The sequence below is a fragment of the Sulfitobacter sp. M13 genome (assembly GCF_053474885.1).
Map to the genome: position 1 here is coordinate 1825067 of NZ_CM130281.1, position 25171 is coordinate 1850237.

A 25171-nucleotide genomic window follows, 5' to 3' on the forward strand; every position below is an offset into this window, starting at 1 on the left:
GCGGCTGGTATATTGCGGTCATCGATTGGCAAGCGGCGCGCCGACGCGTTGCGACAGACTGATAAAGGACCCGACATGACAGATGTGACCCTGGCCGAGGTACTCGCCACAGCAGAGCAAGACGGCGCCGCACCGCGCTATCAGGTGCCAGAGAACTGGGCCCAGGGGCGCACAGCCTTTGGCGGGTTTACCGGTGCGTTGCTGGTCAATGCTGCCCGTCGGGACCGTCCTGAATTGCCCGCGCTGCGGTCTGCCCTGATCAACTTTACCGCGCCCGTGTCACAGGCCCCCACGATCCACTCAGAGGTGCTGCGCGAAGGGCGTAACATCACCACCATCGCCACCCGCGCCGAGATCGACGGCAAGGTCGCCGCGACGGGCACGTTTTCTTTCGGGCATGCGCAGGAAAGCCAGTTGAACGTGGGCCATACCGCCCCAGCAGCCCCCCCCAAGGCCAGACGACACACCGTCCTATTTTCCGCCTGCGTTAAAGCGCCCGCCGGTGCGGTTCTTTGTCAATTTCGAGGTTAAACTGATCGAGGGCAGCCTGCCGTTTTCAGGGTCCGATCGCGGTTATGTCCGGATCTGGGCACGGCACCGCGATCCGGCGATGTGGGGCACGCTCGAGGGGCTGATCGCCATCGGCGACGTGCTGCCGCCCGCTGCCTTCCCGATGATGACACGGCCGGGGCCAAATTCGTCGATGAACTGGATCATCAATCTGTTGTCCGATCACGCCAATACGCGCGACGGCTGGTACATGATGGAGACGCAATTGACGGCGGGCAACGGCGGTTACAGCTCTCAGGTGATGCGCGTCTGGAATACGGATGGCGATATGGTCGCGGATGGCATGCAGTCGGTGATTATCTTCGCCTAAGCGCGAGCCGAGGCGCGACATGACAAAGCCCGACCTGAATATCAGGCCGGGCTTTTTTTATACGTAGGGCTCGGATTTATTGTGCGGCCACTTCCACCGATCTGAATGCGGGTTTCGCAGCGGCCACATGCATGCCGAGGCGCCGAAGCAGATCGTTATCCTTCCACGTGGCCGGATTTTCAGTGGTCAGCAACTGGTTGCCGACAAAAATCGAATTCGCCCCCGCCAGAAAGCACAGCGATTGCAGCTCGTCGCTCATCCCGGTGCGGCCGGCGGACAGACGCACCACAGATGCAGGCATAAGAATGCGCGCCAAAGCCACCAGCCGGACCAGCGCAAAAGGATCGACCTTTTCGGATTTATCCTGTACCGGCACGCCTTTGACCGCGTTCCACAGGTTCACCGGCACACTGTCTGGGTGGCTGGGCAGCGTCGCGAGGGTGACGAGCATGCTGATCCGGTCCGCCTCTGCCTCGCCCATGCCAAGGATACCACCACAGCAGACCTTGATCCCGCCTTTGCGCACATGTTCGACGGTTTCAAGCCGGTCTTCCATCGTGCGGGTCGAGGCGATCTCGGCGTAGTACTCGGGCGAGGTGTCGATGTTGTGGTTGTAGAAATCCAGCCCCGCATCCTTGAGCTTGATCACCTGATCGGGGGACAGCATCCCCAACGTCATGCAGGTCTCCAGCCCCAGATCAGCCACGCCGCGCACCATATCGGTCAGCTTGTCCATGTCGCGGTCCTTGGGGCTGCGCCATGCAGCCCCCATGCAGAACCGCTGCGCGCCAGCGTCTTTTGCGCGTTTGGCGGCTGCGATGACCTCCTGTGCGCCCATCAACTTTGTCGCTTTGACGCCGGTGTCATACTGCGCCGACTGCGAGCAATAGCCGCAATCCTCGGGGCAGCCGCCGGTCTTGATGCTGAGCAGGCTGGCGGTTTCGATCGCGGTGGGGTCAAAATGTGCACGGTGCAAGGTTTGCGCACGGTGCATGAGCTCGGGGAAGGGCAGCGCGTGGATCGATGCCGCTTCGGTCACGGTCCAGTCTGTGCGGATCATTGATCGCGCCCTTTCAGACGGGACAGTCCCGACATCAGTGTCGTTGCCAGCAGGACCTTGATCAGGTCACCCAACAAAAAGGGTGTTAGACCTGCGGTCAGCAGCTTGGGGGCAGGCACGAACAGCGACAGCCACGCCAGACCACCCGCATAGACAACCGCAAGACCCGCCAGCATCGCCAGCACGCGCCCGATCCAGCCGCGCCCCATCGCCAGCCAGCCGGTTAGGCCTGCCGCCACGAGATAGCCCAGCAGGTACCCTCCCGTCGGCCCGACCATATAGCTTAGGCCGATGCCCCGTTCGGGCGTGCCGGAAAATACGGGCAGCCCCGCCGCGCCAGCCCCGAGGTAAGCCGCCATGGCAGCCAGCCCCAGACGTGGGCCCAGGGTGAGGGCGACAAGGAATACGGACAGGGTGTGCAACGTCATGGGTACAGGCCAGAACGGGATCTGAACCTTGGCCCCCAGCGTGATGAGCGCAGCCCCTGCAAGTGCAAGGCCAAGCCCCTGCGCGCGGGACGGGTTACGGGGTAGGGATGTGATCGCAAGTGCCATCTGGTTTCCTCCGACGATAGCTTTTTACATTTCAATCCCAGTAGGAAGAATGCAGCGTCGCGAGGCAATTCAGATTATAGATAATTATCTGAAAAATTCAGAACTGTCTGTTCCAGCTTGATTTTTTAGAGTGCGGGAACGCTTGCCGATCCAACCGACGTGCCGAGAAAGCGTAGAGCAGGCCAGATCGACCTGACCTTTGCGCAGGGCTTCTAGGATTTTTCGGTGGTCGTGATCGGTGCGGGCTTCCCAGTTTGTGCGCCATGCACGTAAGATGAACCGTGCGCTTGCTGCTTGCAGATCGTCGATCGACCGCATCAGGCGCGGCATTTGACAAGGTTCAAGAATTGTTCTGTGAAAACAGCGATTTGCCGCCTCCCATTCATGTACATCTTGGGCTGTGTCGCCCTGTAAGTTGGCCTTGTGGGCCTTCGCGAAGATATCTGGCGTCAGATTGGGGGCGGCGGCGTGCCGTAGCGCAAGCGCTTCGAGGCTGGCGCGCATCTCGGCGACCTCGCGCAGTTCTGCCATATCGAAAAAAGTGACGCGAAATCCGCGTCTTGGAAGGCTTTCTGCAAGTGTTTGGGTTTCTAGTAGACGAAAGGCTTCACGTACGGGCACGTGGCTTGCGCCGAACTCCTGCGCGATGTGGTCTTGGCGCAGCCGCGCTCCTGGGGGCAGCTGACCCGAGACGATACGGTCCGCCAGAATACGTGCGATCCGGGCGGAGTGTGTTTCTGGTTTGGGCTGGTTCATAAATTATAGATAGTTTTGACCGCCCCGCTTGTCGAGCAGTTAAAATCAGATTGCCCGAAGCAGTAGCCCGCCCGCCAGCAACGCTACGCACAGCCCCGCTGCAAGTTCAATCATAGCCGCAATCTGGGCCGCCCGCGGGGTGCTTGCCCACCCTGCCAACACGCCACCGCGCAGTGCGCCGGCCCCTAGGCCCACGGCGATGGTGATGGTCGCTGTGCCGAATGCCATCGCGAATGCGCCCGCAATGCCGACACCCGAAATCCCCATTTGAAGCGTGATAATCAGTACAAACAACGCGCCGGTGCAGGGGCGGATCGCGATAGAGGCGATCAGCACAAGCGTTTCGCGCAGCGTGGTCGCATTTTGCACCTGTTCTGCCGTCGGCCCATGCGCGTGGCCGCAGGTGGCGCAGATGCCATCGTGATCATGAGAGTAGTTATGGTCACCCTGCGACGCGAGCATTGTCGCGCGGAAATGGCGCAGCCCACGCCAGAACAGCCACAGCCCAACACAGGCAATCGCGCCATAGCTGACGGGCGCCATAATCGCCTCTGTCACCGAAATCATACGTTCGCGCCCCAATTGCAGCAGGCTGACGCCGGTATAGACCAGCGCCACCGCCGTAACGGCCTGACCCAGCGACGACAGCAGCGCAATCACCGACAGGCGGCGCATCGGGACGGCTTTGGCCGCGCCATAACCGCCGATGAGGACTTTGCCGTGACCAGGGCCAGCTGCATGCACGACGCCATAGGCAAAACAAGCCGATAGCAGCGCGGTCACTGCCTCTGGCTGGCCTGCGCGCACGGCCCGCAGCGATAGCGCGATGCTGTTTTGAAACTCCCGTTGATGGGTCGCGGCCCACTGCGCCAGCTGGTCGAACCCGCCAGTCCACCACAGCGCGGCGAGGCCGATCACCACGGCGGACGCGATAACCGTCAGGGCGCGGCGCATAAGACGTTCACCGTGGGGGCCATCTGCGCGCCAATATCCGGTAGGCCTGCGTCCGCCGGATCGCTTTGGGCATCAAGCTGGGCAAGCTGCTGTTGAAGCGCCTCCATTGTGGCGCTGACGTTCGGCATTTCGACACGGGCGCGGCAGCTCGGGGCCTGCGCGATGTCTATTTTAGTCGTGATGTCGTAGGCGGTGTAGTAGGTCGCATCATAGGGTTTGATCGTGATCGCTGTGCCGGCTGAAACAGGCGTCTCAAGCGCACGCAGATGCGAGGTGGTGATCTGTCCGGCGTCGAATTGCGTCGCAATCTCGGTTGGACCGGAAAGCGGAATGTTTACCGCCTCGGTGCTGACCACCAGATCGCCGTTGAACCCGTCAACCCACTGCATGTCAAAGCCGTTCAGCGCGGCAAGTTCCGCCTTGGTCAGGATGCCGTCACCGTCAGCATCAAGGCCCATATCCTCGGTTACCAACAGGGAATAAAGCGCGTCATATTGCCATGTCACGCGCACATGGGTCAGCTGTCCTTGGTCATCGGCGACAAGGGCAAGCTGCGTGTCAATAAAGACATGAGGGTGCGCCGTAAGGGGCGCGGCCCAAAGGATGAGGAGAAAGGGTGCAAGCTGTCGGATCATGGGCGATTGATACAAGTCTTGAGCAGGGGGCGCAATTGCGCGGGGGTGGTATCGGCAAGCTTCCACTCGGGTGGGTTCGCGGCGCAGATCAGCCCCCCATGCGAGCGGTAAGATAGCGTTCAAGTTGCGCCATGGCGTCATAGATCAGCACCGCAAAGAGCCCCACGATCAGCCCGCCTTGCAGTACGTATGCGGTGTTATTGGTCAGCAGGCCAGCGATGATCACCTCGCCCAACGTGCGTGCGGCAACGGTTGACCCGATCGTCGCTGTGCCAAGGGCGATGACGACAGACAGTCGGATGCCGGTCAGGATCACGGGCAGGGCGAGCGGAAGCTCCACGCGCCACAGGCGTTGCCAGCGGTTCAGACCCATGCCGCGTGCGGCCTCCATCGTGGCGGGGGGCAGGGTTGATAGGGCGGTGATCGCGTTTTCAAATATCGGCAGCAGCCCGTACAAAAATAGCGCCACCAGTGTCGGCCCCGCCCCGAAGCCCAAGGCAGGCACGGCCAGCGCCAGTACTGCGACGGGGGGGAAGGTCTGCCCGATGTTGGTGATCGTGCGCGACAGCGGAAGGAAAGACGCGCCAACGGGACGGGTGACAAAGATCGCCAACGTCACCGCCACCAGCGTCGCCGCAACGGAAGCAAGGGCCACCAGCCCCAAATGGCTGAGAGATAGTGACAGCAGAGAGCTGCGCGCATAGATCACCGGGCCGCCCGCAGGGGCCAGCGGCGCAAAGAGCGGCGCGAACCAGTCGGGACGCAGGACCAGTGCGAGCAGCAGACCCAGCAACCCAAGACGCAGCAGATTGCCCGCTGTCATGCGTGTACCTCGGCCCGCGCGCGGATGGCGTCCAGCGTCACGCGGCCGATCACCTTGCCATTGTCGCTGATCGGCACCGCGCTGCGTCCGGTCCACAGACAGGCCGACAGTGCGTCGCGCAGATTGGCATCGGGGGGCAGGGGCGTGCCGCTGGCGGGGCCGTCCTCTATCACATCCGCCAGAGGGGTGAGGGAAAGCAGCCGCAGGGGGCGTTCCACATCACCGACCATATCGGCGACGAAATCGGTCGCAGGATGGGTGATAATATCCGCAGGGGTCGCGTATTGCACCAGCTTGCCGCCATCCATCACGGCCACGCGGTCGCCCAGACGAATGGCTTCCTCCATATCATGGGTCACGAGGATGATCGTCGACCCGAGCGCTTGCTGGATGCGGCGCAGGTCCTCTTGCGCACGGGTGCGGATGATCGGGTCAAGCGCGCCGAAAGGTTCGTCCATCAGGATCAGGTCGGGCCGCGAGGCCAGCGCGCGTGCGACGCCAACGCGTTGCTGCTGCCCGCCAGACAGCTCTGATGGATACCGGTTGCGGAAATCCTGTGGGGCCATGGAAAAGAGATCAAGCAGTTCATCCACGCGGGCGTCGATCTTGTCGCGGGTCCAGCCTAGCAGTTGCGGCACTGCGCCGATGTTGCGCGCGACCGTGTGATGCGGGAACAGCCCGTGCCCTTGAATGGCATAGCCGATGCGCCGCCGCAGGATATGCGGTTTGACGTCCAGCGTTGATTGCCCGTTGATCCGCACCTCGCCCGAGGTGGGTTCTTCCAGCCGGTTGATCAGCCGCAGCAGCGTCGTTTTGCCCGAGCCAGAGGTGCCGACGATGACCGTGATCGTGCCGGTATCAATCGTCATCGACACGCCATCGACGGCGCGGGCGCTGTCGTAGATTTTGGTGATATTGTCGATCTCTATCATGGGGTCTCCTTGGGGAGGCGTCGGGTCAGGTCGACCAGAATATCCATTACAATGGCCGCCGTCAGGGCCAGCGCGACTGTGGGCAGCGCGCCGAGCAGGATCAGGTCAGTGGCGGTCTGGTTCAGCCCCTGGAACACGAAAGTCCCAAAGCCGCCGCCGCCGATCAGCCCCGCAATCACCGCTAGCCCGATGTTTTGCACCAGCACGATGCGCAGACCAGTCAGGATCACGGGCAGGCCGATGGGCAGTTCAACGCGCCACAACCGCTGCCCCGCCGTCATCCCTATCCCGCGTGCGGCGTCCAGCGCCTGTGCGGGCGTTGCGGCCAGACCGGCCACGGTGTTGCCGACCACAGGCAGCAGCGAATAAAGGACCAGCGCCACGAAAGCAGGGGCAAATCCGATACCGGCAATCCCAATGCTACGTGCACCGGGCACCGTGGCACCGACCCAACCGAGCAGCGGTATCATCAGTCCGAACATGGCGAGCGAGGGGATGGTTTGAAGAAAACTGAGCACCGGCAGTATTGCGCCGCGTAGGGCGGGCTTGCGGTGACCCACCACGCCGAGGGGAAAGCCGATAATGCCAGCCATCCCAAGCGAGCCGAAGGCCAGCCAAAGGTGACGGGTTGCCTCGCTGGCGAAAGCGTCGCGGCGGGCAGAGAATTCCTGCATGACGGACAGCGGCGACAACACGCCTGATCCCAGCACCGCTGCCAAGGCTGCCAATACGGCAGCCAACAACAGTGCGCGCTGGTAGGGCCCCGGTTTCAGCGCTGTGATCGCATCGGCCATGAGCAGGGCAAAGATTACCAGCAGACACCAGAACCCCGCCGCCGGAGAGACGCGAGCATAATCGCCAGCGCCATCCAGCAGCACAGGTGCGCCTTGAATGACAAGCCACAACAGACCGGCCAACCCGATCAGAGACCCCAACATCCGAAAGCCAGCAAGCCCCGCAGGCACACCCAGTGCAAGCCCAAGCAAGACTGCCCCCAGACCAAGCGCTGTCTGTCCCGGCGACACCACCGACCAGATCGGAACCGCGTCGCCCGCGACAATGCGGTTCGCGGCCAATGTCATAAAGGGGGCCAGCAGTGCTGCGCCCCCCAGGATAGCAAACAGAACCCCCGGCGCAGAAAACCGCGCCCGAGGGGCCTGCAAGGTTACTGTGCCGCGGATCAGTCCAGCACCCCGGCTTGGGTGAGGTAATCACGCGCCACGGCCTCTGCCGGTTCGCCACCGACTTGGATACGACCGTTCAGCTTTTGCAGCGTCGCCAAGTCCAGCCCTTCAAAGATCGGGTTCAGCACCTCGGGGATGGACGGGTATTCCGCCAGCACCTCGGCGCGGATGATCGGGGGCGGGTTCATAGACGGGTTGCACGCCTTTGTCGTCTTCCATCACCACAAGGCCCGTTGCGCCGACGCCACCATCGGTGCCATAGACCATCGCCGCATTCACACCCGACGTACCGCGCGCTGCGGCTTGGATGGTCGCAGCCGTATCCCCGCCGGACAGGATAACCGTCTGATCAGAATTCAGCTCGAACCCATAGGTGTCTTGCATGGCCGGCAGCACCGCGGGGGACGACACAAATTCGGTCGAGGCGGCCAGTTTGACCGTGCCGCCCTGCGCCACCCACGCGCCAAAATCGGACATGGTTTTCAGGGCATTTTCTTCGGCCACGGGACCGGTAACGGCAATCGCCCATGTGTTATTTGCAGGGGCAGAGGTCAGCCATGTCACGTCGTTTTGGTCGGCGTCCAGTTCAGCGGCGCGGGCATGGCCGGCTTTGGCGTCTTTCCAAACGTCGCTTTCGGCCTCATTGAAAAAGAACGCCGCGTTGCCGGTGTATTCGGGTAGATGTCGATCTGACCGGACAGCAGCGCCTCGCGGACAACTTGCGTGCCGCCCAACTGCAAACGACGCTCGACTGGCAGGCCCGCGTCTTCGAGGGCAAGCGCAATGACATTGCCCAACAGCCCGCCTTCGGTGTCGATCTTGGAAGATACGGTGATGTCAGCAGCTGCCGAGGTGGCAAGCGCGGCGGTGAGGGTCGCGGCAGATACGGATACGCGAAGGAAATTCGTCATGGGATGCAGGCTCCTTGATGTGGCTTTCGATGATCGTGCGGAAGTTGAGGATCAAGGTAGCGGGCAAACCGGGGATGCCAAGTGTTTTTATGTGCAAAGCTGTGGCGCATGCGAAAGCACCCCATAGGGGTGTGGGCTTTCTTTAAACTTGAGTACCGAGACGAGGCTATGAGACGGGGCTATGAGACGGGGCTATGAGACGGGGCTATGAGACGGGGCGACAGGTGCAGCAGTGGCGCGTCAGGCGGCGTCTTTCCAGAGCGTCGGCGTAAGGTAGACAACGCTATCATCCACGCTGACCATGACATCACCATCCTGAATATGGACCTGCAGCTTCATCGCGCGGCTGGCAAGTTTAGCGAGCGCGGCTGTGTCGCCCTCTGCCAGGTTGACCACCACAAGATTGTCAAACCGCGCAGTGCCGTTGCGGGTTTTGTCCCACCAGACCTCTGCGGTTTTGCCGCCATAAGGGTATAGGACCACCCGCTCGGCCTTGTTACAGGACTGGCGGATGATCTTTTCGCTGGGCAAACCAAGAGCGACCCAAACGTCGATCTCGTCGCTGAGGCTTTTTTGCCAGATATCAGGTTCGCTGTCGGTCGACAGGCCTTTGGTCATCTCCAGATGCTCGTGGGCATTCAACGCATAGGCCAACAATCGCACCATCAAACGTTCGTCGGTTTCAGAGGGGTGTTTGGCCACGGTAAGCTTGTGCGTCTCGTAATAATGGCGATTCATATCCGAGACCGACAGCTCGACTTTGTAGATCAGTGAATTTTGCGCCATGACGTTCCCGAACCCTTGGTGACCGCAGTGCATGATACGCTCCGGTGATTAGGGGGGCAGTACCTGCCGGCCCGCGGACTAACAAGCGCTGATCGGACTGTCAGAGATCGTGCGAGCATGAAGGTGGGGCGAAATTATCTTTCGCGAAACGCGTGTTCCGTGTAAGATCGGCAAACGCGTGTGGCGCATTGACGTCTGACAATTTCGTGATCAGCTGGGGCGGCACCTGTAAAATGGTAGCATGAAACTTATATTGACCGTCCAGTCAACGCTGCTATACGCGCGCTCCGCCTAGGCATAATTTACCCAAGGGACAACGACTTAATGATTGAATTCGAATTAAACGGACGGCAGGTTTCTGTCGACGCAGAGCCGGATACGCCCCTGTTGTGGGCGATCCGTGACGAGATCGGGCTGACAGGGACCAAGTTTGGCTGCGGCATCGGCGCGTGTGGCGCATGTACCGTACACATCGACGGCGCTGCCGTCCGGTCCTGCATCACCTATCTTTCCGACGTCGAAGGACTGAAAGTCACGACAATCGAAGGGTTGGACGAAAACGGTAGCCACCCTGTGCAAGAAGCCTGGCGCAACCTGCGGGTGCCCCAGTGTGGTTACTGCCAGTCCGGCCAGATCATGCAGGCGGCGTCGTTGTTGCAAGACACGCCCAACCCCAGCGATGACGACATCGACGCGGTGATGACCGGCAATCTGTGCCGCTGCATGACCTATACCCGTATCCGTCAAGCCGTGCGCGATGCCGCCACCGCTATGGGAGGCTCCGACAATGGCTAATTTGATTTCCCGCCTCACAGGCGCAGACACGCAACGACAGTTGACCCGCCGTGGGTTCCTTGTGTCCATGACTGCCGTTGGTGTTGCCTTTGGCTTCCCGCAGGCGTCGAACGCCGCGATGAACCCTGCAGTGCCAGACGGCACGCCGGTCACCCCCAATGGCGACACGTTCGAGCCGTCAATGTGGTACTGGATCGATGCTGACGGTCAGGTCAACGTCAATATCATCCGCGCCGAGATGGGCCAACACGTCGGCACAGCCATCGCGCGTATTCTGGCGGACGAGCTGGAAGTCGCATGGGAAAATGTACACATCACCCACGTTGATACAGACGAGAAATGGGGCTTGATGGTCACAGGCGGCAGCTGGTCGATCTGGCAAAGCTGGCCCGTCTACCGCCAAGCAGGTGCCGCTGGCCGTACCGCATTGATCGAAGCTGCGGCAGCCAAATGGGGCGTAGACGCTTCCGGCCTGACGGCGCGTGACGGTGCTGTGACCGACGGTACCCAAACCATCAGCTATGGTGATCTGGTGGCCGAAGGGCTCGACCGGAGCTTCACCGACGAAGAGCTGGCAGCTCTGCCGCTCAAGCCACACGCCGATCTGCGCCTTGTTGGTCAGGACGTGCACCCGCTTGATTTGGATGCAAAAACCACGGGTCAGGCGATCTATGGTCTGGATGCAGGTCGACGGAATGGTTTACGGCGTGCCGATGCTGCCGCCGACGCGCTATGGCTCCAAGGTGAATTCCGTGGACGATACCGCCGCCAAAGACATCAAGGGCTACCTTGAAACTGTGGTGCTCGAAGATCCGTCGGGCACAGTGCCGGGTTGGGTTGTCGTTCTGGGCAAAACGCTGCACGCAGCGCGCAAGGCGACCTATGAGATCAGCGTCGACTGGACCTCGGGCGAGACGGCAAATGTGTCGGAGGAAGACATTCAGGCGCGTTCACGCGAGCTGATCCAAGGCGAAGAAGGGTCGATCCTGCACACAGAGCAGCCCGACACCACGGCAGCCTTTGATGGGGCGGCGGACACGCTTGAGGCGGAATACACCACGCAATCCGTGTTGCACTTCCAGATGGAACCGGTGAACGCCACTGTCTTCCAGAACGCTGATGGCGTTTGGGAAACACACGCGGGGAACCAGTGGCAATCGCTGATCTTGCCGACGCTGGCCGCTGCCTTGGAGGTGCCTGCCGACAAGATCGTGATGCGCAGCTATATGTTGGGTGGGGGCTTTGGCCGTCGTCTGAATGGCGATTATATCGTACCTGCAGCGCTGGCGTCCAAAGCTGTTGGCAAGCCGGTGAAGCTGGTATTCTCGCGCGAGGAAGATGCCCAGTTCGACAGCATCCGTTCGCCGTCCGTGCAGAAACTACGCATGGCGTTTGACGATGCCAAATCGGTCATAGGGATGGAGCACCACGCCGCAGCCGGTTGGCCGACGCAGGTGATGGCACCGGGCTTTATGCCCAAAGGCGTCAACGAAGAACCTTATGATCCCTTTGCCATCGATGGTGCCGATCACTGGTACACGGTGGGCGCGCATCAGGTGCGGGCGATCTCGAACGATCTGGCGAACGCGACCTTCCGTCCCGGTTGGCTGCGGTCGGTTGGACCGGGCTGGACCAACTTTGCGGTCGAAAGCTTTATGGATGAAGCCGCGCATAAAGTCGGTGCCGATCCGTTGCAGTTCCGTTTGGATCACCTGAAGGCCGAAGGCATCAACGCGGGCTCTGCGCCCAATGCGGTTGGTGGTGCATCGCGTCAGGCTGCTGTTTTACAGCGCGTGGCCGAGATGTCGGGCTATGGTAACGCAGATCTGCCCGAGGGCACCGCAATCGGTATTGCCACCACCTTTGGCCAGTCGCGCAGCATGCCGACCTGGACAGCGGCGGCGGTCAAGCTGGCGGTGGATGCCGAAACGGGCGAGGTGGATGTCCAGAAGATGTGGCTGGCGTTCGACTGCGGCACTGTTGTGGACCCCGACGGGGCGCGCGCACAATGCGAAGGTGCGGCCCTTTGGGGACTGTCCTTGGCGCTTCACGAAGGTACACGGATCGAGAACGGCAACGTTATTGACCTGAACCTCGGGGCCTATACGCCGCTGCGTCTGGCCGATGTGCCCGAGCTCGAGATCGCCTTTGTCGAAAGCACCGAAGTACCGGTTGGTCTGGGCGAGCCTGGTACGACCGTGATTGCACCGGCGATTGCCAACGCGATCTTTAACGCGACCGGCGCACGTGTACGTCACCTGCCGATCACCGGCGATGCTGTGCTTGCAGCAAAGAAGGCCTAAAATAAGACGGGCGGGCGCAATCTTGCGCCCGCCCGTTTGCACTTGCTTCGGCGTCGGACCGCAAAGCGATCTGATCTAGCGGCCCAATGCGTGCCCGCGGCGAATGAAAAAGATCGCCAAGGTGATCAGGATCCCGCTCGCAAGGACCCCCAGACCTCGTTCATAAAGACCATCGATATCGTTTGGCAGAAAGAAGAACACCGGCGCGCCGACGACCCAAAGTGCGCCAAACCCCTGCAACGCATAAGAATACCGCGCGTCCGCGCGTTTCAGGCCTTTGGCCATCGCAAAAGCAACGGTCGCGACCGCCGCGCCAAGGGCATAGACGAGATATTTGTGAATAACCCAGCCGTCACTGTCGGCATCACCGTATTCGTTGCGCGCACCAATCAGAAAAACGGTTAAGCCAAAGACGAGCAACGCAAGGATACCGATGCTCCACCCGCGGTCGCCCATATGCACATGTGCCGCAAGTAAGGTGGCTGACAGCACCGCCGCCGAATAGGTATACAGCCCGATGTCGACGATGAATTCAAAGCGTCCGGCACCCAAATCGCTGATCGTGTCGGCGATCCAATCGTGATCAGGCACAACAAAATCCGCGATTAGGATTGATAGCGCAAGCGCCGCGCAACCGAAGATTACGAACCAGCCTAAAAGGATCATCAACTGCGGTTGGTCCTGGTGGGCAGGGGGGACACCCTCGTTGCTCATTGTCGGCTCCTGCGTTGTTTCGATCGCTGCTTGTCTAAGGCTGTCGTTCGCGTCGGCGGCGGTATGATTGCGTGATTGTGAATAGGGCAATCCGCAGGAAGGGGCCTATCCGACTTTAGCCCATCAGACCGCCATGATGCCGTCTCAAATTGGGCCCGTTCGTGCAGCCTTCAGCAGATCAACTGGATTGGCCTACTGTTCGTTCCAATTGGGTGCGTCAGTCCCCAAGCAAAGCTTCCTGAACAGCATCGTCCCAGCCTAGAAAGAATGTGTCCCCGTCACGAATGACCGGACGCGCCATGACCTTGGGCTGTGCCGCGATCTGTGCCTCTGCTTCGGAATTCTTCAGCCAGTTATTGAGCGCGCGGTAGTCGTTCGATTTGCGGTCCACCAGCCGATCTCCGAACTCTGCGATCAGCTCCGACAATTCTGCCTCGCTCAGCGGATCTGCCCGAACATCACGGAAAGCGACAGTAATTCCATTGGCCTCCAATGCTTTGCGGGCATTTTGGCAGGTAGCGCAGGTCTGTAAGCCGTAGATCATCATCTTGTAGTCTCCTATGCTTTCGATCCCGCAATCTCGTGCATCGACGCGTTCAGCGCAACCATCCGATCGGTTGTGTGCGTCGGGTGACGTGAGCTCTCGGCCGGATCTGCCGCGTCATCGGGGTTGCGCTGGCCTTAAGGAAAGCTTGCAACAAGGTGATTTCACCGCCATTCAGATCGCCATGACACATTCATCAGATCAGGCATCAGATCAGGGCGCAGTTTCATTGGACGTTCTTGGCTGGTCGGCATTTTACGACGCGCAGTTGGAGCCCGACGAAGCCGAGCTTGCCCCCATGCGCATCGCGACCGTACACCGCGACCGGGTCACTGCGATGTCCGAACTTGGCCCTGTGAGGCTGAAACTTTCCGCGCGGACGAACACGACGGACTTCGCCGTGGGGGACTGGGTTCTTGTGGCCCGCGAAGACCGCTTGCTGGTCCGGCGGCTGGAGAGACGGATGCAGTTACAGCGCCAAGCCGAAGGCCGCCGGCAAGCGCAGCTTATTGCTGCAAACGTTGACACGCTTTTGATCGTCACTTCCTGCAATGACGACTTTAATCCGGCACGACTGGAGCGGTATCTGGCGCTGGCCAACGAGGCGGGGGCGGTTCCGGTGATCGTCCTAACCAAGATTGACCAGACGTCTGATCCCGCACCCTACGTTCAGCAGGCGCAAGCGCTTCAAGTCGGGTTGGATGTCGTCATGCTGAATGCGAAAACACCGGATGCGGCATTGATTTTGGCGCGTTGGTGCGGCCCGGGTCAGACCGTCGCCCTTGTCGGATCGTCTGGGGTTGGAAAGTCGACCTTGCTGAATACGCTGTCGAATAAGTCATCCGAGGACGCCCAGCCAACAGGCGATATTCGCGCGGACGACGCTAAGGGGCGTCACACAACCACATCGCGCTCTCTCCATGCGATTGCGGGTGGCGGCTGGGTGATCGATACGCCCGGGATGCGAACGCTGCATGTCAGCGATGTCGCGGACGGGCTAAATACGCTGTTCGCAGAGATTGTCGAGCTCGCGACCCAGTGTCGTTTCCGCGATTGCACCCACGCTCATGAACCCGGTTGCGCGGTTCAAAGTGCGGTCGCCAGCGGGACAATCGACCCAGCACGCCTTGACCGATGGCGTAAGCTGACGGAGGAAAACCTGACCAATACCGTCACCCCGTCGGGTCCTCGTGGGAACAAGATTATAAAGGCGCCAGGCAGACGTCGCTGACCGATGGGTCCAGCACCGCGCGCAGCCTTTCCGGCCCTTGGTGTATCGTCCCGTTACAGTCGCTGTCAGGGCTTCCCCTTTCGCCAGCCATTGTGCCGTATGGCTAGCGCGATGATCAGCCCGTAGGCCAGCATGGCGCAGCCTATGGCAACGAATATCCCTTCAACTCCCATGCCTGCGTATGTAGTGAGTATAAGGGCCCCGACCAGAGCAATGGCCATGCGGCTCAAGCTGCTGATTACCGGCCACACCATGCGGCCCGCCCCCTGCGACGCGAAATACAGCGCCAGACCCAACCCGAAGAACGCATAGAACGGTGCGACGAGGCGGAAGTAGCTGCGCCCGGCTTCAAGTGCCACGGTATTAGAGGGGTCAAGGAACATCCCCAGCCAGAGGTCCGGAAAGACCGCCAGCAGCAGGCCGATACTGCCCACAATACCCGCCGCGGCCAGAGAGCCGGTCCAGGCCACGCGCAGGGCGCGGTCGGTGCGGCCGGCCCCGATGTTGGCTCCGACCATGGCGGTCATCGCGGCACCAATGCCGAAAATTACGGGGATCATCAGGAACTCAAGCCGCGCGCCAAGGCCGTAACCTGCCAGCGCACCCTCGCCATAGCGGCCGACCAGCCCCGTCATCATGATGATGGTAACGGTTGTCAGCACCGTATTAATCGCCGCCAGCGCACCGACACTTAGTATGTCGCTGAAGATGCCGAGATTGAGCCGTTTTACTGCGCCGCGAAAGGACAGACCCGTCCGACCCAAGACAATATAGCCGATGGAAACAAACGCGCCTGCCGAGAACGCCACTATCACGCCAAGCGGCAGTCCGGCCATGCCAAGGGCAGGCAACGGCCCCCATCCAAGGGCAAAGCCGCCCGAAAGGGGGATGGAGATGACCGATACCATCAGCAACAGCAGCGCAGGCATTTGCATGTTGCCGGTGCCGCGGATCACGCTGAGCGAAGCATTGCAAAGCCATATCGCCGCGCAGCCGGGAAAAAAGACCAGCGCATAGGTCGTCGCTGCGGCGACTGTGTCATCTCCACCGCCCAGCATCATGAAAAATCGTGTGCCAAATAATGCGACCAGCACCGCCATGAGGGCAGCGAAACTTATGGCGATGATCCAGGCGGCGAGGGTCAGCGTTGCGGCCCGGTCCACGTCCGACGCTCCGAGGGCGCGCGCGGTGGCAGCGGATATGGCCCCGCCAATCGCCCCGGCCGAAAGCATCTGTGTGAGCATCACCAGCGGGAACACCAATGCCAGCCCTGCCAACGCAGTGACGCCAAGGAGGCTGGCGAAATAAGCCTCAGCGATGCTCTGCGCGGCCTGCACGAACATTGCGAGCACGTTGGGTGCCGCAAGCCTTCCCAAAGTGGGTGCAATCGGTGCTTCGAGCATGAGGCGCGTGCGCGAGGCACGTGCAGCAGCCCCTGCATCAGCGAGAGTTGCGGCCGCAGTAGGTGTCGCGCGGGGGATCATAGTCTTCTGTCTTTCTGGCACATCCGGAGCACCATTGAAGTTCGAAATGGTCCCAGGGCTCTTTACGGTCAAGGCCACCCTTATTGACCACTCAGGTGCCTTATCACACGGCCACGAACTGAGTTCTTTTATGGAACTAACTATGGGTAAGTTCTCTTTCGGAACCTGTCAATCCCTGCTATGGTATAGAGATGAAATGGAACGATCTTCACAAAGAAGCCTGCCCCGTCGCCCGCGGTCTGTCTGTCGTCGGCGACCGTTGGACCATGCTGGTGCTGCGCGACTGCTTCCTAGGCGTCCGCAGGTTCGAGCAGATGCAGGAGAGGCTTGGCATCACCCGCCATGTTCTCAGCGACCGCTTGCGCAAACTCGAGGCGGCTGGCGTGCTGCGCCGGGAGCTCTACCAACAGCGTCCGCAGCGATATGAATATCGACTGACAGAGCGGGGCAAAGCGCTTTATCCAATGCTTGTGACTTTGATCGAATGGGCAAACGCGCATGTCCCGCCCGAGGGCGAGCCCTCGGTCAAGCTGTTGTCACGCGAGACAGGCGACCCGGTCGCGCCGGTATTGGTCGACGCGAACACCGGTCAGAATATCAGTCACCGGAACGTCACAGCCGTGGTGGCTGAATAAGCAATCTACCCGTCCTGCACGGCGTGCCTGCGATCAGGATCGACATTACAGCCGAGAGCCAAGTCCGCTTTGCAGACTAAGCTGTCGTTCCGCGCTTTTTGATAAAGCGCGCGGGTACTCCCGCATAGATCCCGAAGGGTTCGGTCGACTTGCTAACGACGGAGCCCGCGCCAATGACGCATCCTTTAGCGATACGAACACCATCAAGTATCGTACAGTTGGCACCGATCCAGACATCATCCTCAATCACGACACCTTGGCCGGTAGATTTCTGTTTGAAAATCGGTTGGGTTAGATCGTCAAAGCCGTGGTTGGAGGGGACTATAACGGTATGAGCAGCGATCCGGACCCCGTTGCCGATTTTCAGTCCACCTTGGCCATAGAGTATAGAGTAGGGGTTCAGGCTACAGTCGTCGCCCAATTCGATAGAACCGCCCGTCGGAGCGAGTATCGTTCCAGCTTGCAATGTGCATCGTGCCCCGAGCGTTATAGTGCCGCCAAGTTTGAAATTGAAACGCACACCCCGTGCAATTCTCGGATCTGCTCCAATCCTTACTTTTCCGCGACCGATCAACCTGCGCCACGCGGCGCGAATCTCGCGTGTTCTTATCTTCATTGCGGGAAAACCCTTTTAAAAAATGAAATCGATTATTCGTACGGGGTAGACGCACATTTCACCAGACAGTCCGTGTCATATTCGAGGTTATACTAAAATGTACGTGCGGCAGCGTCGGTCAGTCTGGGCTCGGGGCTGACCTTTGATGCAAACATATGTGTCAGAACTACTCAGCAGGTGGGACCGCGCCCTTGGGAAATGAATTCTGCACTGCGTCTAGCCAACTGCTTCTTATCTGTACTTCGTGTTCGAAGCCCGAGACCCCGGCAGCTCGCAAAGGCGTAATAAGAAATGCCTATTTATCACAATGAAGATCATAGGCTACATTTTCCGCAGGCCGAATTGTCGGTTGGGGAAATCATTGCCGCTAATGTACCCGTGCGCGGCATGCACATGGGCAAAACCCGCACAGATATTGATGGCAAGGTCGGCTATTACTGTCATGCATCTGAGACCGCGATGACGCAGGGCACATGGGCTGCTGCGCTTAGCTCAGTCGCTTGCGCGGAAGCCGCGCAGCGTCATGTTGCGGCAGGAACGGACTGCGCTTTCGCCCTATGTCGCCCGCCAGGCCACCATGCCACGGCAGATCAGTACGGCGGCGACTGCTTGATCAATAACGCGGCTGTTGCGGCAAAAATGTTTTGTACATCGGGTACGCACCGGGTTGCGATCCTTGATATCGATTTTCATGACGGCAATGGATGCGACGTCTGGTCTACTGCATTGGATGACGCGATTGCCAAAATTACCGCTTGGGGCGCCGAGGCGCTGGTGCAGGACGGTCTATCAGCTTTTTCAAACTGGAAAGTGACGATTTCACCGATGCCGGTCGGCGGATCGGGCGTATGAAGCTTCCCGCCGTGATGTGCATGGAAGGCGGTTATACGATCGAGGCGGTTGGCATCGACATGGTAAACCTGCTGGAGGGTTTTAAGACGCGTAGCGATATCTTCGGCGTTGGAAAAATGCCATTACCGCGCTTGGGGACGTCGCCATCGTCATCGAAAAAGGTGAGCTTTTTCAAGGTCGAAAATCTTGCTTATGTTACGTGTCTCGACAGCTATTTTTATGCTAGATTTGCGTATCCCCCGACGCCGACCGTGTAACGTCTTCTGCTCAAAGGAAAGCAAACGGTCAGCGCCGCGGGGCTGGGGTGGCTCAAGCGTGAATCGTGCTCATTTTCTCTCTAATGGGCTCTCAAGGCCGATGTGATCCCCGAAGCTGTATGCGTTTAAATTTAAGCGGAAGGGGAAATGCAGAGCGATGCCGCCGATGGGCATGAAACGGTGGTCTGAGCTGGACGATGAAAATTCCAGACGCAGAAAATCGCCGCGGTTTTGGTGCTCGATAAAGAGACGCTTCGGGATGTGCTCGAACGAAAGCTTTAGGGTCAGTTCGGACACGGTCGCTGTTGGATAGGGTCACGCAGCGGCCGCCGGGCCATATTAGAGACGGCAACGGGTAAAGGCTGCGCAGCGCAATGGTGGCAAGCTCCCCGCAGCACCGATGCTGCTTCAAGGAATATCCAGCCGGACTGTATGATCAAACTGCGTAAAATCTGGCGCTGAACGGGGACGCTTTGGGCGGCACACCAGTTCGCGACAGGAGTGCTGAACCTAGGGCCAAGAAACAAATTGGGGAAAACCACTTCAACTATCAAAAAAGCCCTCAAGTTTAAGACTTGAGGGCTTTCTACGGTTCCGACGGTAGGGCTCATAGCTTCAATCCTAACGAACTGAAATTAAATGATATTCTCGGCGTGAGTCCTGACCGAATCCACTGTGTGCCACAATCGATTTACTGATTTATGCCAGTACCCAAGAAGTTTTTTCATCAAGCCGTTGGAGGAAGTCATTCTGCCCAATTGGTGTATGGGTGGACCCACGGTTTTATACGGCTGTTCAAAAACGGGCTGGCTCCGTACGGTTTTCCTATTGCACTGATCACTCTCCGCGCTCCAAGCGCAGGAAAACCTTGTAGGTGGCAGTCTCCGTAATCAGCACATAATCACCTTCTTTTGCTTTCGACGCTTCAAAGAAGCGCCGTACCCACCCGCGTCCTCGGAAGATGGCTTTGGATCCATCAATATCGATCAGGATCGGTTGCGGTCCGCCCCAGTCAATCTCAATCTTCCGTGGAGCTCCATAAGATTTATTTTTCCTCCAATCACGTTGGTCCTGTGGAAAGGTATTCAAGAACTCTGAAAGATTGATATGATTGTTCCGTACGTTCCCACCTGTCAGGCGTCTCCGGCCAAGCACTCTAAAATTGCCCTCTGGCAAAGGTGGTAAAGGAGCATTTGCCGACCTGCTAATGGCGGGTTTCGTAAAAGGGCGTACCACGCCTGTTGGGGATCTGCTTGAACAAGGGGCATCTGCGTTTGATGCAGCGGTCCCGATACTCTCGCAACGCCTCAAAGGTGAGATGGCTGAGCGCGAAGTGCGCTCAATCGCTTATCATATGAAGGCCGCCCGCTTCCCAGCCCACAAGGATCTCTCTGGCTTTACCTTCGCGGCCAGTGAGAACAACGAGGCCCTCGTGCGCCAACTGCATCGTAGCGAGTTCACGGACGCGGCTGAGAATGTCGTCTTGATCCACTGCCCGGCAGGGTATGCGCAGCATGCCCGAGAGGGGGCTGTCCTGGCACGGGCAAATCGCACGTCGCGGTCGTGCGATCCGCACGCCTTCGGCGTAAGCCTTGGCGTTCAGGCCATAGAACATCACCGCAAGCCCGTGCGCTTCTTCTCGACGGTCGAACTGGTCAATACGCTGGAGCAGGAAAAGGTTCAGGGCAAAGCCGGGAAGATCGCTGAGGCACTGATCAAGGCGGATTTGGTGATCTGGCCCTCCCAGCGGATTGCTACGCAATCGCCTGCCGGGTGATAGACGAGCTGGGCGATCTGCCTTTCAGTACCTCAGGCGGTGCTTTGTTGTTCCACCTTCTCAGCAAGCTTTACGAGCGAACCAGCGCTATTATCACCACCAACCATAGCTTCAGCGAAGGAGCACCAGCCTTCGGTGGCACCAAAATGACCACTGCCTTGCTTGACCAACTTACCTATCGCGGCCGCATCCTCGAGACTGGAAACGGCAGCTACCGTTTCAAAGCCAGTTGCGAAACCGCGAAACAGAAACGAAAGGACACACCAGCTTTGACCATATCATGACCAACAAAGCATAACGACTGAGCGGATTAAATCTCTGTAACAATAATCGGGTCAATTTTAGGTGACAGCCAACACATGAGGTTCATCTTGCCGTTTTGTGGGCCGGCCAGCAAGAACCTGAACGGCTACATCCGATGGCACGAGGTGCGACTGGCGGGGCTTCGACCCGCGGAGATTGTCCGCGCATCGTAAATCTGGTGGCGTGGCAGAGGTCCGCTTCAAGCCCTCTTTATTGACTTTCTTCAGTGCAGCTAATGTCTACTGACACGAGAGAGCCAAAAACCTTCAACAACTGCTTGAGTTTTTAATGGGGTTTTTGGCAGCCTAAAAACGACCCTTCTCAAGCCGTTCCAGAAAAACGGGTTTATTGAGCGCTCTTGAGTGGGAGCACCGCGGAATACCTTACCGTTGAGCCGGTAGTCGCCTGCACAAATCTTGTCTATGTGCAGGATCTTGACGACGCGTCGGCTGAGGTCGCCGTAAGCGTGTAGCTGGATGACAGCGCCTTGACCCTATGCCGCCTAAGCAGGTCACGGATATCAAACACCGACTCGCCCATCTTGATCCCAAGAGCCAATGCAGACGTTAGAGATCGATTGGTGGGGTGCAGGTGCTACAATCCCAGCCGCTCGCTTTCGTAATCACATAGCACGTCATAGAACAGACAAGCGCTGCGAGTTGATTGTTGCCTTGAAGTGTTTTGTGCGAGTATGCCAAGAAAAAATTGAAACAAAAGGAAAGAGGTGACCATGCTGAACTTCGCACGATACGCATTCATTTTGGCTCTTGGCGCCGTCGCGCCCCAAGCCGTGTCCGCTGCCGAACCGGTGAAGGTGAAGGTTTTCATCGGGACCATGTTCGAGATTGGTGAAAACACAGGCGATCGGGCCGGCGAGTATCAGCATTGGTTCGAGAAATACTGGCAAGGTGCCCAACTCATTGCAGTCCCGGGTGCACTGCGGGGCGTCCATTGCAACGATGATGGCGTATGCGGTTCGGTTCTTGGGATGGGCAAAGTTAACTCTTCCGCTTCGATGCAGGCCATCCTGCTGAACCCACACTTCGATTTCTCAGAAGCCTATTACGTGCTTTCAGGTGTTGCTGGGACGCCTCCATCGCGCGGCACAATCGCGGACGTAAGCTGGGCAACCTGGCTGGTCGACTATGACCTCGGCCATCGCTGGGCACCCGAGGAAGGTATTGCCGACGCGCCGGTTTTCATTCCCCGCAAGGGATATGAAGCCTATCGCTTGTTCGAAATGAACCCCGCTTTGGTATCTGCGGCCGTTGACCTTTCCAACGACGTTGAGCTTCAGGACTCGGAGTCGGCGCAGGCTTACCGGATGCGGTATCCCGATGCTGCGGCGCAGGCTGCGCCCTCGGTGAAGACTGGAACCCACATGACCGGCGATACCTTCTTCCATGGACCAGGCCTGTCGAACGAAGCTCAGTATATCGCGAACCTTTATGGGGCGGATGATTATCTGATCACGGAAATGGAAGCGGCGGCCTTGGCTTTGGTCATTAACCGCACTCACGGTACGGAGCGGATTCTCAGCCTTCGCGGCGCAGTGAACTTCGACCAGGGCCACCCGAACGAAACCACGCAGCAGCATCTTGATCCCGCCCCGGGGGAAACGGCGGGTGGTTTCGCTGAAACCGTTGCCAACATCACTCTTGTAGGTGCGCCGGTGGTGGATGCGATTGTGGCGGATTGGGACAACTGGCGGACAGGCGTTCCAGCACGAACACACAACTGAACGAGCTTTTTTCAAAGTGTGCGGGCAGGCAGGCGAGATAAATTTCGCCTGCCTGCATTAGGCTTGCACTGTAGTTGGAACATACAGTGGAAAAACGCCAAATGGCCGTGTCGAAGCGTACTTTGGCGCGATAGCCACTATTATACGCTAATTCGTGACAAAGCGAATGTCAGCTTCGTCCGCACAACGAATCTAAAATACCTTTAACGCCTTATCTTTTATCTGCAGGTGCGGCGAAGGTCGGCTGTGAGCCTAAACTGACCACGTGAGGAGCGCAGGCCTTCGCATTTGCAGCATAAGCTGGTCCGGCAAGAACGGCCCGAAGCCGACATTCAGACCTGGCTCCGATGCCGCACGGCGGCTTCCCGAGACCGGCCATTCATGTATCGTTCAGCATTATCGATTGGTGAAAGTCAGCTGTGCGGACAAAATGTGAGTTCGCAGCGCTAGCGCTAATGGACTTTCCTCGGATGGCGGCTCGTTTCAGTTCGGCGAAGGGCTCCTCCACCAGTGAATGGCTGAACAACGGATGGGTTGTAACGTCACTCGACATGCAAACAAGTCTTAGATTCTGTTCTTCCTCGAACATTCTTGAAATTTGGTGGTCAAACTGAACCTTTCCAGCGGAGTATTAGCTGTTGCGCCAAGACCAAACCGCAGACTGACTCCCAGCTTTCAAGCCTCACGCAGAGCCGCGGTTTTGCCTATCGCGACAAAACCGGGCGCGTCGTGGATCAGTCAGTAAGTAGCTTCTTGCGCTCGGTAAACTCGGTCGAGTCGATCTCACCTGTGGCATAACGTTCCTTGAGAACCGACAGGGCTCGGTCGTGCGCCGCATGACTTTTCGAACCGGGTCTGGTCGCGCCGGACAACCCCAAGAGGTATATGATCCCCGCAACGATCCCGACCACAATCAGAATCATAAAGATAGGCCCAACAATCATTCCAAACCCTCCCCACTGGTTGCCGCCCCACATCATGTCATGGCCATGATCGTAAAAGCCGTTTCGGCTCGGAATTTCTCCGACTTGTGCCATAGCCGACGTGGCTGCCACGCTGAATGCTGCCACTATACCCGGGACATATACCCTGTTCTTGAGTTCCATTTCATGCCTCCGTTCGATTAACAGCAACTCGGACGACCTGCTGAGCATCAAGCTATACGCGAAGAATGGGGCTCGGGTTGTGATCTGGATCAATACAGTGCCAACAAAATGCTGTAGAACATTGCAGGATACCGATGCGCAATTCGCATTTCGAAAGAATCTAAAGCGATCAAACAAGTGCTTACATGGTGCCGGGTTCCCGGTTCTGCGTCTATCACGCCAATAAAGGAGTGCACGTTCGTGAGTTACACAATCAATCGCATGTTCAATGACAGCTCATTTGACGATATCGACGCCCGAACCCGAAGCGCCCTTGCGGACCATGGTTTTGGTATACTGACCGAAATCGATGTAAAGACGACGATGAAGAAGAAGCTTGATGTCGAGATGGCGTCCTATCGCATACTTGGTGCCTGCAACCCGAAAATGGCCTACTCTGCCATTGGGCTAGAGCCGCGGGTTGGCGCGATGCTGCCCTGCAACGTCATCCTACGCGAAGCAGAGGGCGGTGTTGAAGTTAGCGCCGTCGACCCGGTGGCGTCGATGCAGGCTATCGAAAACGCTGAACTGACTGCCATAGCGGGCGAGGTCCGTGAACTTCTAACGAAGGCAGTCGAGGCGATTTGAGGTGAGCCTGCGCGCCGGCATTCTCTCAGCGCTGGCGATCCTTGGGGTCGCTCTGCTCGGTTTATGGCAGTTCGCGCCTTCGGTGTTCGTAAAGGCACGCGAGTTGATGGACGCCGAGCGTCTTAATATGCTGGTAGAACGCGCAGGTATGTGGGGTCCTGTGGTGATTATCACGCTGATGACTGTCGCGGTTGTGGCGAGCCCGATCCCGAGCGCCCCGATCGCACTGGCCGCGGGCGCTGCCTACGGGCATCTCTGGGGGACGGTGCAGGTCGTAATTGGTGCCGAACTCGGAGCACTGATCGCGTTCGGCCTCGCGCGCGTTCTGGGGCAAGATGTCTTGCGGCGGGTGTTCGGTGATCGGGTTGATGCCGGTCTGCTCGGCTCGCAAACCGCTTTGACAATGACGGTGTTTGCGAGCCGCCTTATGCCATTCGTGTCATTTGACATGATCAGTTACGCGGCAGGTCTCAGCCGCCTTCACCTCTGGCGCTTCGCGCTCGCGACACTGGCAGGCATCGTTCCGGCGAGCTTCTTGCTTGCCCATTTCGGTGGGGAGGCGGTCAGCGGTGACCTCGGGCGGGCGACATGGGCGGTGCTCGGGCTCGGTCTGGTCACCGGATTACCCCTGATCTGGATAGCGACCCGACGCAAAACCCCAAAGAAATCCTGATTGCGGACGCCTACAGGAAGACAGCATCACACTTTCCG

General features: G+C 58.9%; 29 protein-coding genes and 2 pseudogenes. 13 read left to right on the forward strand and 18 right to left on the reverse strand.

The genetic code is table 11. The annotated features are described in order from the left end of the window. Positions 1-75 precede the first annotated feature (75 nt). Together ACVBAU_RS08740 and ACVBAU_RS08745 are read left to right on the forward strand one after the other, a co-directional pair. On the forward strand, positions 76-531 hold the full coding sequence (locus ACVBAU_RS08740) for a thioesterase family protein (protein ID WP_448325740.1): 456 nt from the start codon (positions 76-78) through the stop codon (positions 529-531). Continuing rightward, positions 503-880 carry a hypothetical protein gene (locus tag ACVBAU_RS08745; protein ID WP_448325742.1) on the forward strand — a complete coding sequence of 126 codons (378 nt, stop codon included), beginning with the start codon at positions 503-505 and terminating at the stop codon, positions 878-880. The genes ACVBAU_RS08740 and ACVBAU_RS08745 overlap by 29 nt, the downstream gene beginning before the upstream one ends. Before the next feature lie 76 nt (positions 881-956). Here ACVBAU_RS08745 and bioB read toward each other — a convergent pair whose 3' ends face one another. The 12 genes and pseudogenes from bioB to ACVBAU_RS08805 form a co-directional block, all read right to left on the reverse strand. After that, a complete protein-coding gene (gene bioB, locus ACVBAU_RS08750; RefSeq protein WP_138923501.1) occupies positions 957-1940 on the reverse strand; it encodes a biotin synthase BioB in 984 nt (327 codons plus the stop codon). Continuing rightward, the gene (locus ACVBAU_RS08755) at positions 1937-2494 is read right to left on the reverse strand and encodes a biotin transporter BioY (RefSeq protein ID WP_448325744.1); all 558 of its coding nucleotides are present in this window, start codon (positions 2492-2494) and stop codon (positions 1937-1939) included. Before ACVBAU_RS08755 ends, bioB begins: the two co-directional genes overlap by 4 nt. An 84-nt stretch (positions 2495-2578) precedes the next feature. Further along, a complete protein-coding gene (locus ACVBAU_RS08760; protein ID WP_448325746.1) occupies positions 2579-3250 on the reverse strand; it encodes a GntR family transcriptional regulator in 672 nt (223 codons plus the stop codon). 45 nt (positions 3251-3295) lie between these two features. Further along, entirely contained in the window at positions 3296-4204 is a 909-nt protein-coding gene (locus ACVBAU_RS08765) for a nickel/cobalt transporter (RefSeq protein WP_448325748.1), read from the reverse strand. After that, positions 4189-4839, reverse strand: a complete 651-nt coding sequence (locus tag ACVBAU_RS08770) for a DUF1007 family protein (RefSeq protein WP_448325750.1) — start codon at positions 4837-4839, stop codon at positions 4189-4191. The genes ACVBAU_RS08765 and ACVBAU_RS08770 overlap by 16 nt, the downstream gene beginning before the upstream one ends. Before the next feature lie 88 nt (positions 4840-4927). Further along, positions 4928-5662: an ABC transporter permease gene (locus tag ACVBAU_RS08775; protein WP_138923496.1), complete on the reverse strand. Its 735-nt coding sequence runs from the start codon at positions 5660-5662 to the stop codon at positions 4928-4930. Next, on the reverse strand, positions 5659-6594 hold the full coding sequence (locus ACVBAU_RS08780) for an ABC transporter ATP-binding protein (RefSeq protein ID WP_138923495.1): 936 nt from the start codon (positions 6592-6594) through the stop codon (positions 5659-5661). The genes ACVBAU_RS08775 and ACVBAU_RS08780 overlap by 4 nt, the downstream gene beginning before the upstream one ends. Then, positions 6591-7676, reverse strand: coding sequence for an ABC transporter permease (locus ACVBAU_RS08785; protein WP_448325753.1), 1086 nt, complete (start codon positions 7674-7676; stop codon positions 6591-6593). Before ACVBAU_RS08785 ends, ACVBAU_RS08780 begins: the two co-directional genes overlap by 4 nt. Before the next feature lie 98 nt (positions 7677-7774). Next, positions 7775-7966, reverse strand: a complete 192-nt coding sequence (locus ACVBAU_RS08790; protein ID WP_448325755.1) for a glycine betaine ABC transporter substrate-binding protein — start codon at positions 7964-7966, stop codon at positions 7775-7777. Then, positions 7887-8372: pseudogene (locus ACVBAU_RS08795) on the reverse strand (glycine betaine ABC transporter substrate-binding protein); the annotation flags it as partial. The gene ACVBAU_RS08790 and the pseudogene ACVBAU_RS08795, both read right to left, overlap by 80 nt. Further along, a complete protein-coding gene (locus tag ACVBAU_RS08800) occupies positions 8339-8689 on the reverse strand; it encodes a glycine betaine ABC transporter substrate-binding protein (RefSeq protein ID WP_448325757.1) in 351 nt (116 codons plus the stop codon). The gene ACVBAU_RS08800 and the pseudogene ACVBAU_RS08795, both read right to left, overlap by 34 nt. Positions 8690-8929: 240 nt before the next feature. Continuing rightward, on the reverse strand, positions 8930-9475 hold the full coding sequence (locus ACVBAU_RS08805) for a YaeQ family protein (protein ID WP_448328947.1): 546 nt from the start codon (positions 9473-9475) through the stop codon (positions 8930-8932). 324 nt (positions 9476-9799) lie between these two features. Here ACVBAU_RS08805 and ACVBAU_RS08810 point away from each other — a divergent pair, with 324 nt between their 5' ends. From ACVBAU_RS08810 to ACVBAU_RS08820, 3 genes are read left to right on the forward strand one after another with little or no spacing between them, the layout of a single operon-like run. Beyond that, the gene (locus tag ACVBAU_RS08810) at positions 9800-10270 is read left to right on the forward strand and encodes a (2Fe-2S)-binding protein (RefSeq protein ID WP_138923492.1); all 471 of its coding nucleotides are present in this window, start codon (positions 9800-9802) and stop codon (positions 10268-10270) included. Next, entirely contained in the window at positions 10263-11063 is an 801-nt protein-coding gene (locus ACVBAU_RS08815) for a molybdopterin cofactor-binding domain-containing protein (protein ID WP_448325759.1), read from the forward strand. The genes ACVBAU_RS08810 and ACVBAU_RS08815 overlap by 8 nt, the downstream gene beginning before the upstream one ends. Next, positions 10951-12573, forward strand: a complete 1623-nt coding sequence (locus ACVBAU_RS08820; protein WP_448328948.1) for a xanthine dehydrogenase family protein molybdopterin-binding subunit — start codon at positions 10951-10953, stop codon at positions 12571-12573. Before ACVBAU_RS08815 ends, ACVBAU_RS08820 begins: the two co-directional genes overlap by 113 nt. 75 nt (positions 12574-12648) lie before the next feature. Here ACVBAU_RS08820 and ACVBAU_RS08825 read toward each other — a convergent pair whose 3' ends face one another. Both ACVBAU_RS08825 and ACVBAU_RS08830 read right to left on the reverse strand, forming a co-directional pair. Next, entirely contained in the window at positions 12649-13287 is a 639-nt protein-coding gene (locus ACVBAU_RS08825) for a DUF998 domain-containing protein (RefSeq protein WP_448325761.1), read from the reverse strand. Positions 13288-13504: 217 nt separating this feature from the next. Further along, the gene (locus ACVBAU_RS08830; protein WP_448325763.1) at positions 13505-13834 is read right to left on the reverse strand and encodes an arsenate reductase family protein; all 330 of its coding nucleotides are present in this window, start codon (positions 13832-13834) and stop codon (positions 13505-13507) included. 181 nt (positions 13835-14015) lie between these two features. Here ACVBAU_RS08830 and rsgA point away from each other — a divergent pair, with 181 nt between their 5' ends. Continuing rightward, a complete protein-coding gene (gene rsgA, locus ACVBAU_RS08835; protein ID WP_448328950.1) occupies positions 14016-15062 on the forward strand; it encodes a ribosome small subunit-dependent GTPase A in 1047 nt (348 codons plus the stop codon). A gap of 65 nt (positions 15063-15127) precedes the next feature. Here rsgA and ACVBAU_RS08840 read toward each other — a convergent pair whose 3' ends face one another. After that, positions 15128-16546, reverse strand: coding sequence for an MATE family efflux transporter (locus ACVBAU_RS08840; protein ID WP_448325765.1), 1419 nt, complete (start codon positions 16544-16546; stop codon positions 15128-15130). A gap of 191 nt (positions 16547-16737) precedes the next feature. On the opposite strand from ACVBAU_RS08840, the gene ACVBAU_RS08845 reads away from it, so the two are divergent. Further along, positions 16738-17181, forward strand: a complete 444-nt coding sequence (locus ACVBAU_RS08845) for a winged helix-turn-helix transcriptional regulator (RefSeq protein ID WP_448325767.1) — start codon at positions 16738-16740, stop codon at positions 17179-17181. Between the two features lie 76 nt (positions 17182-17257). On the opposite strand, the gene ACVBAU_RS08850 is transcribed toward ACVBAU_RS08845, so the two are convergent. After that, positions 17258-17797, reverse strand: a complete 540-nt coding sequence (locus ACVBAU_RS08850) for an acyltransferase (protein ID WP_138923485.1) — start codon at positions 17795-17797, stop codon at positions 17258-17260. A 291-nt stretch (positions 17798-18088) separates the two neighbouring features. Between ACVBAU_RS08850 and ACVBAU_RS08855 the strand changes: the two genes are divergently transcribed. Further along, a complete protein-coding gene (locus ACVBAU_RS08855; protein WP_448325769.1) occupies positions 18089-18649 on the forward strand; it encodes a hypothetical protein in 561 nt (186 codons plus the stop codon). Further along, entirely contained in the window at positions 18646-18906 is a 261-nt protein-coding gene (locus ACVBAU_RS08860) for a hypothetical protein (protein WP_448325771.1), read from the forward strand. Before ACVBAU_RS08855 ends, ACVBAU_RS08860 begins: the two co-directional genes overlap by 4 nt. A 69-nt stretch (positions 18907-18975) precedes the next feature. Here the strand turns inward: ACVBAU_RS08860 and ACVBAU_RS08865 are convergent, their stop codons facing one another. Then, positions 18976-19203 carry a hypothetical protein gene (locus ACVBAU_RS08865; protein WP_448325773.1) on the reverse strand — a complete coding sequence of 76 codons (228 nt, stop codon included), beginning with the start codon at positions 19201-19203 and terminating at the stop codon, positions 18976-18978. A 910-nt stretch (positions 19204-20113) separates the two neighbouring features. Between ACVBAU_RS08865 and ACVBAU_RS08870 the strand changes: the two are divergent. Further along, a pseudogene (locus ACVBAU_RS08870) lies at positions 20114-20967 on the forward strand (ATP-binding protein). Positions 20968-21716: 749 nt separating this feature from the next. After that, positions 21717-22727, forward strand: a complete 1011-nt coding sequence (locus ACVBAU_RS08875; protein ID WP_448328952.1) for a purine-nucleoside phosphorylase — start codon at positions 21717-21719, stop codon at positions 22725-22727. A 734-nt stretch (positions 22728-23461) separates the two neighbouring features. Here ACVBAU_RS08875 and ACVBAU_RS08880 read toward each other — a convergent pair. Then, the gene (locus ACVBAU_RS08880; protein ID WP_206338727.1) at positions 23462-23833 is read right to left on the reverse strand and encodes an SHOCT domain-containing protein; all 372 of its coding nucleotides are present in this window, start codon (positions 23831-23833) and stop codon (positions 23462-23464) included. Positions 23834-24073: 240 nt separating this feature from the next. On the opposite strand from ACVBAU_RS08880, the gene ACVBAU_RS08885 reads away from it, so the two are divergent. Together ACVBAU_RS08885 and ACVBAU_RS08890 are read left to right on the forward strand one after the other, a co-directional pair. Further along, positions 24074-24460 carry a DUF302 domain-containing protein gene (locus ACVBAU_RS08885; protein ID WP_138923460.1) on the forward strand — a complete coding sequence of 129 codons (387 nt, stop codon included), beginning with the start codon at positions 24074-24076 and terminating at the stop codon, positions 24458-24460. Between the two features lies 1 nt (position 24461). Further along, a complete protein-coding gene (locus ACVBAU_RS08890) occupies positions 24462-25133 on the forward strand; it encodes a TVP38/TMEM64 family protein (protein ID WP_448325776.1) in 672 nt (223 codons plus the stop codon). The last annotated feature ends 38 nt before the right edge of the window (positions 25134-25171 follow it).

What these genes read in the sequence shown, in the direction of transcription:
- ACVBAU_RS08785 (WP_448325753.1), bottom strand. Translation starts at nt 7,676, where the DNA reads ATGACATTGGCCGCGAACCGCATTGTCGCGGGCGACGCGGTTCCGATC.
- ACVBAU_RS08815 (WP_448325759.1), top strand. Translation starts at nt 10,263, where the DNA reads ATGGCTAATTTGATTTCCCGCCTCACAGGCGCAGACACGCAACGACAG.
- ACVBAU_RS08820 (WP_448328948.1), top strand. Translation starts at nt 10,951, where the DNA reads ATGCAGGTCGACGGAATGGTTTACGGCGTGCCGATGCTGCCGCCGACG.
- ACVBAU_RS08770 (WP_448325750.1), bottom strand. Translation starts at nt 4,839, where the DNA reads ATGATCCGACAGCTTGCACCCTTTCTCCTCATCCTTTGGGCCGCGCCC.
- ACVBAU_RS08765 (WP_448325748.1), bottom strand. Translation starts at nt 4,204, where the DNA reads ATGCGCCGCGCCCTGACGGTTATCGCGTCCGCCGTGGTGATCGGCCTC.
- ACVBAU_RS08825 (WP_448325761.1), bottom strand. Translation starts at nt 13,287, where the DNA reads ATGAGCAACGAGGGTGTCCCCCCTGCCCACCAGGACCAACCGCAGTTG.
- ACVBAU_RS08740 (WP_448325740.1), top strand. Translation starts at nt 76, where the DNA reads ATGACAGATGTGACCCTGGCCGAGGTACTCGCCACAGCAGAGCAAGAC.
- ACVBAU_RS08875 (WP_448328952.1), top strand. Translation starts at nt 21,717, where the DNA reads ATGCTGAACTTCGCACGATACGCATTCATTTTGGCTCTTGGCGCCGTC.
- ACVBAU_RS08860 (WP_448325771.1), top strand. Translation starts at nt 18,646, where the DNA reads ATGAAGCTTCCCGCCGTGATGTGCATGGAAGGCGGTTATACGATCGAG.
- ACVBAU_RS08840 (WP_448325765.1), bottom strand. Translation starts at nt 16,546, where the DNA reads ATGATCCCCCGCGCGACACCTACTGCGGCCGCAACTCTCGCTGATGCA.
- ACVBAU_RS08830 (WP_448325763.1), bottom strand. Translation starts at nt 13,834, where the DNA reads ATGATGATCTACGGCTTACAGACCTGCGCTACCTGCCAAAATGCCCGC.
- bioB (WP_138923501.1), bottom strand. Translation starts at nt 1,940, where the DNA reads ATGATCCGCACAGACTGGACCGTGACCGAAGCGGCATCGATCCACGCG.
- ACVBAU_RS08880 (WP_206338727.1), bottom strand. Translation starts at nt 23,833, where the DNA reads ATGGAACTCAAGAACAGGGTATATGTCCCGGGTATAGTGGCAGCATTC.
- ACVBAU_RS08810 (WP_138923492.1), top strand. Translation starts at nt 9,800, where the DNA reads ATGATTGAATTCGAATTAAACGGACGGCAGGTTTCTGTCGACGCAGAG.
- rsgA (WP_448328950.1), top strand. Translation starts at nt 14,016, where the DNA reads ATGACACATTCATCAGATCAGGCATCAGATCAGGGCGCAGTTTCATTG.
- ACVBAU_RS08780 (WP_138923495.1), bottom strand. Translation starts at nt 6,594, where the DNA reads ATGATAGAGATCGACAATATCACCAAAATCTACGACAGCGCCCGCGCC.
- ACVBAU_RS08855 (WP_448325769.1), top strand. Translation starts at nt 18,089, where the DNA reads ATGCCTATTTATCACAATGAAGATCATAGGCTACATTTTCCGCAGGCC.
- ACVBAU_RS08755 (WP_448325744.1), bottom strand. Translation starts at nt 2,494, where the DNA reads ATGGCACTTGCGATCACATCCCTACCCCGTAACCCGTCCCGCGCGCAG.
- ACVBAU_RS08805 (WP_448328947.1), bottom strand. Translation starts at nt 9,475, where the DNA reads ATGGCGCAAAATTCACTGATCTACAAAGTCGAGCTGTCGGTCTCGGAT.
- ACVBAU_RS08775 (WP_138923496.1), bottom strand. Translation starts at nt 5,662, where the DNA reads ATGACAGCGGGCAATCTGCTGCGTCTTGGGTTGCTGGGTCTGCTGCTC.
- ACVBAU_RS08760 (WP_448325746.1), bottom strand. Translation starts at nt 3,250, where the DNA reads ATGAACCAGCCCAAACCAGAAACACACTCCGCCCGGATCGCACGTATT.
- ACVBAU_RS08790 (WP_448325755.1), bottom strand. Translation starts at nt 7,966, where the DNA reads ATGAACCCGCCCCCGATCATCCGCGCCGAGGTGCTGGCGGAATACCCG.
- ACVBAU_RS08850 (WP_138923485.1), bottom strand. Translation starts at nt 17,797, where the DNA reads ATGAAGATAAGAACACGCGAGATTCGCGCCGCGTGGCGCAGGTTGATC.
- ACVBAU_RS08800 (WP_448325757.1), bottom strand. Translation starts at nt 8,689, where the DNA reads ATGACGAATTTCCTTCGCGTATCCGTATCTGCCGCGACCCTCACCGCC.
- ACVBAU_RS08845 (WP_448325767.1), top strand. Translation starts at nt 16,738, where the DNA reads ATGAAATGGAACGATCTTCACAAAGAAGCCTGCCCCGTCGCCCGCGGT.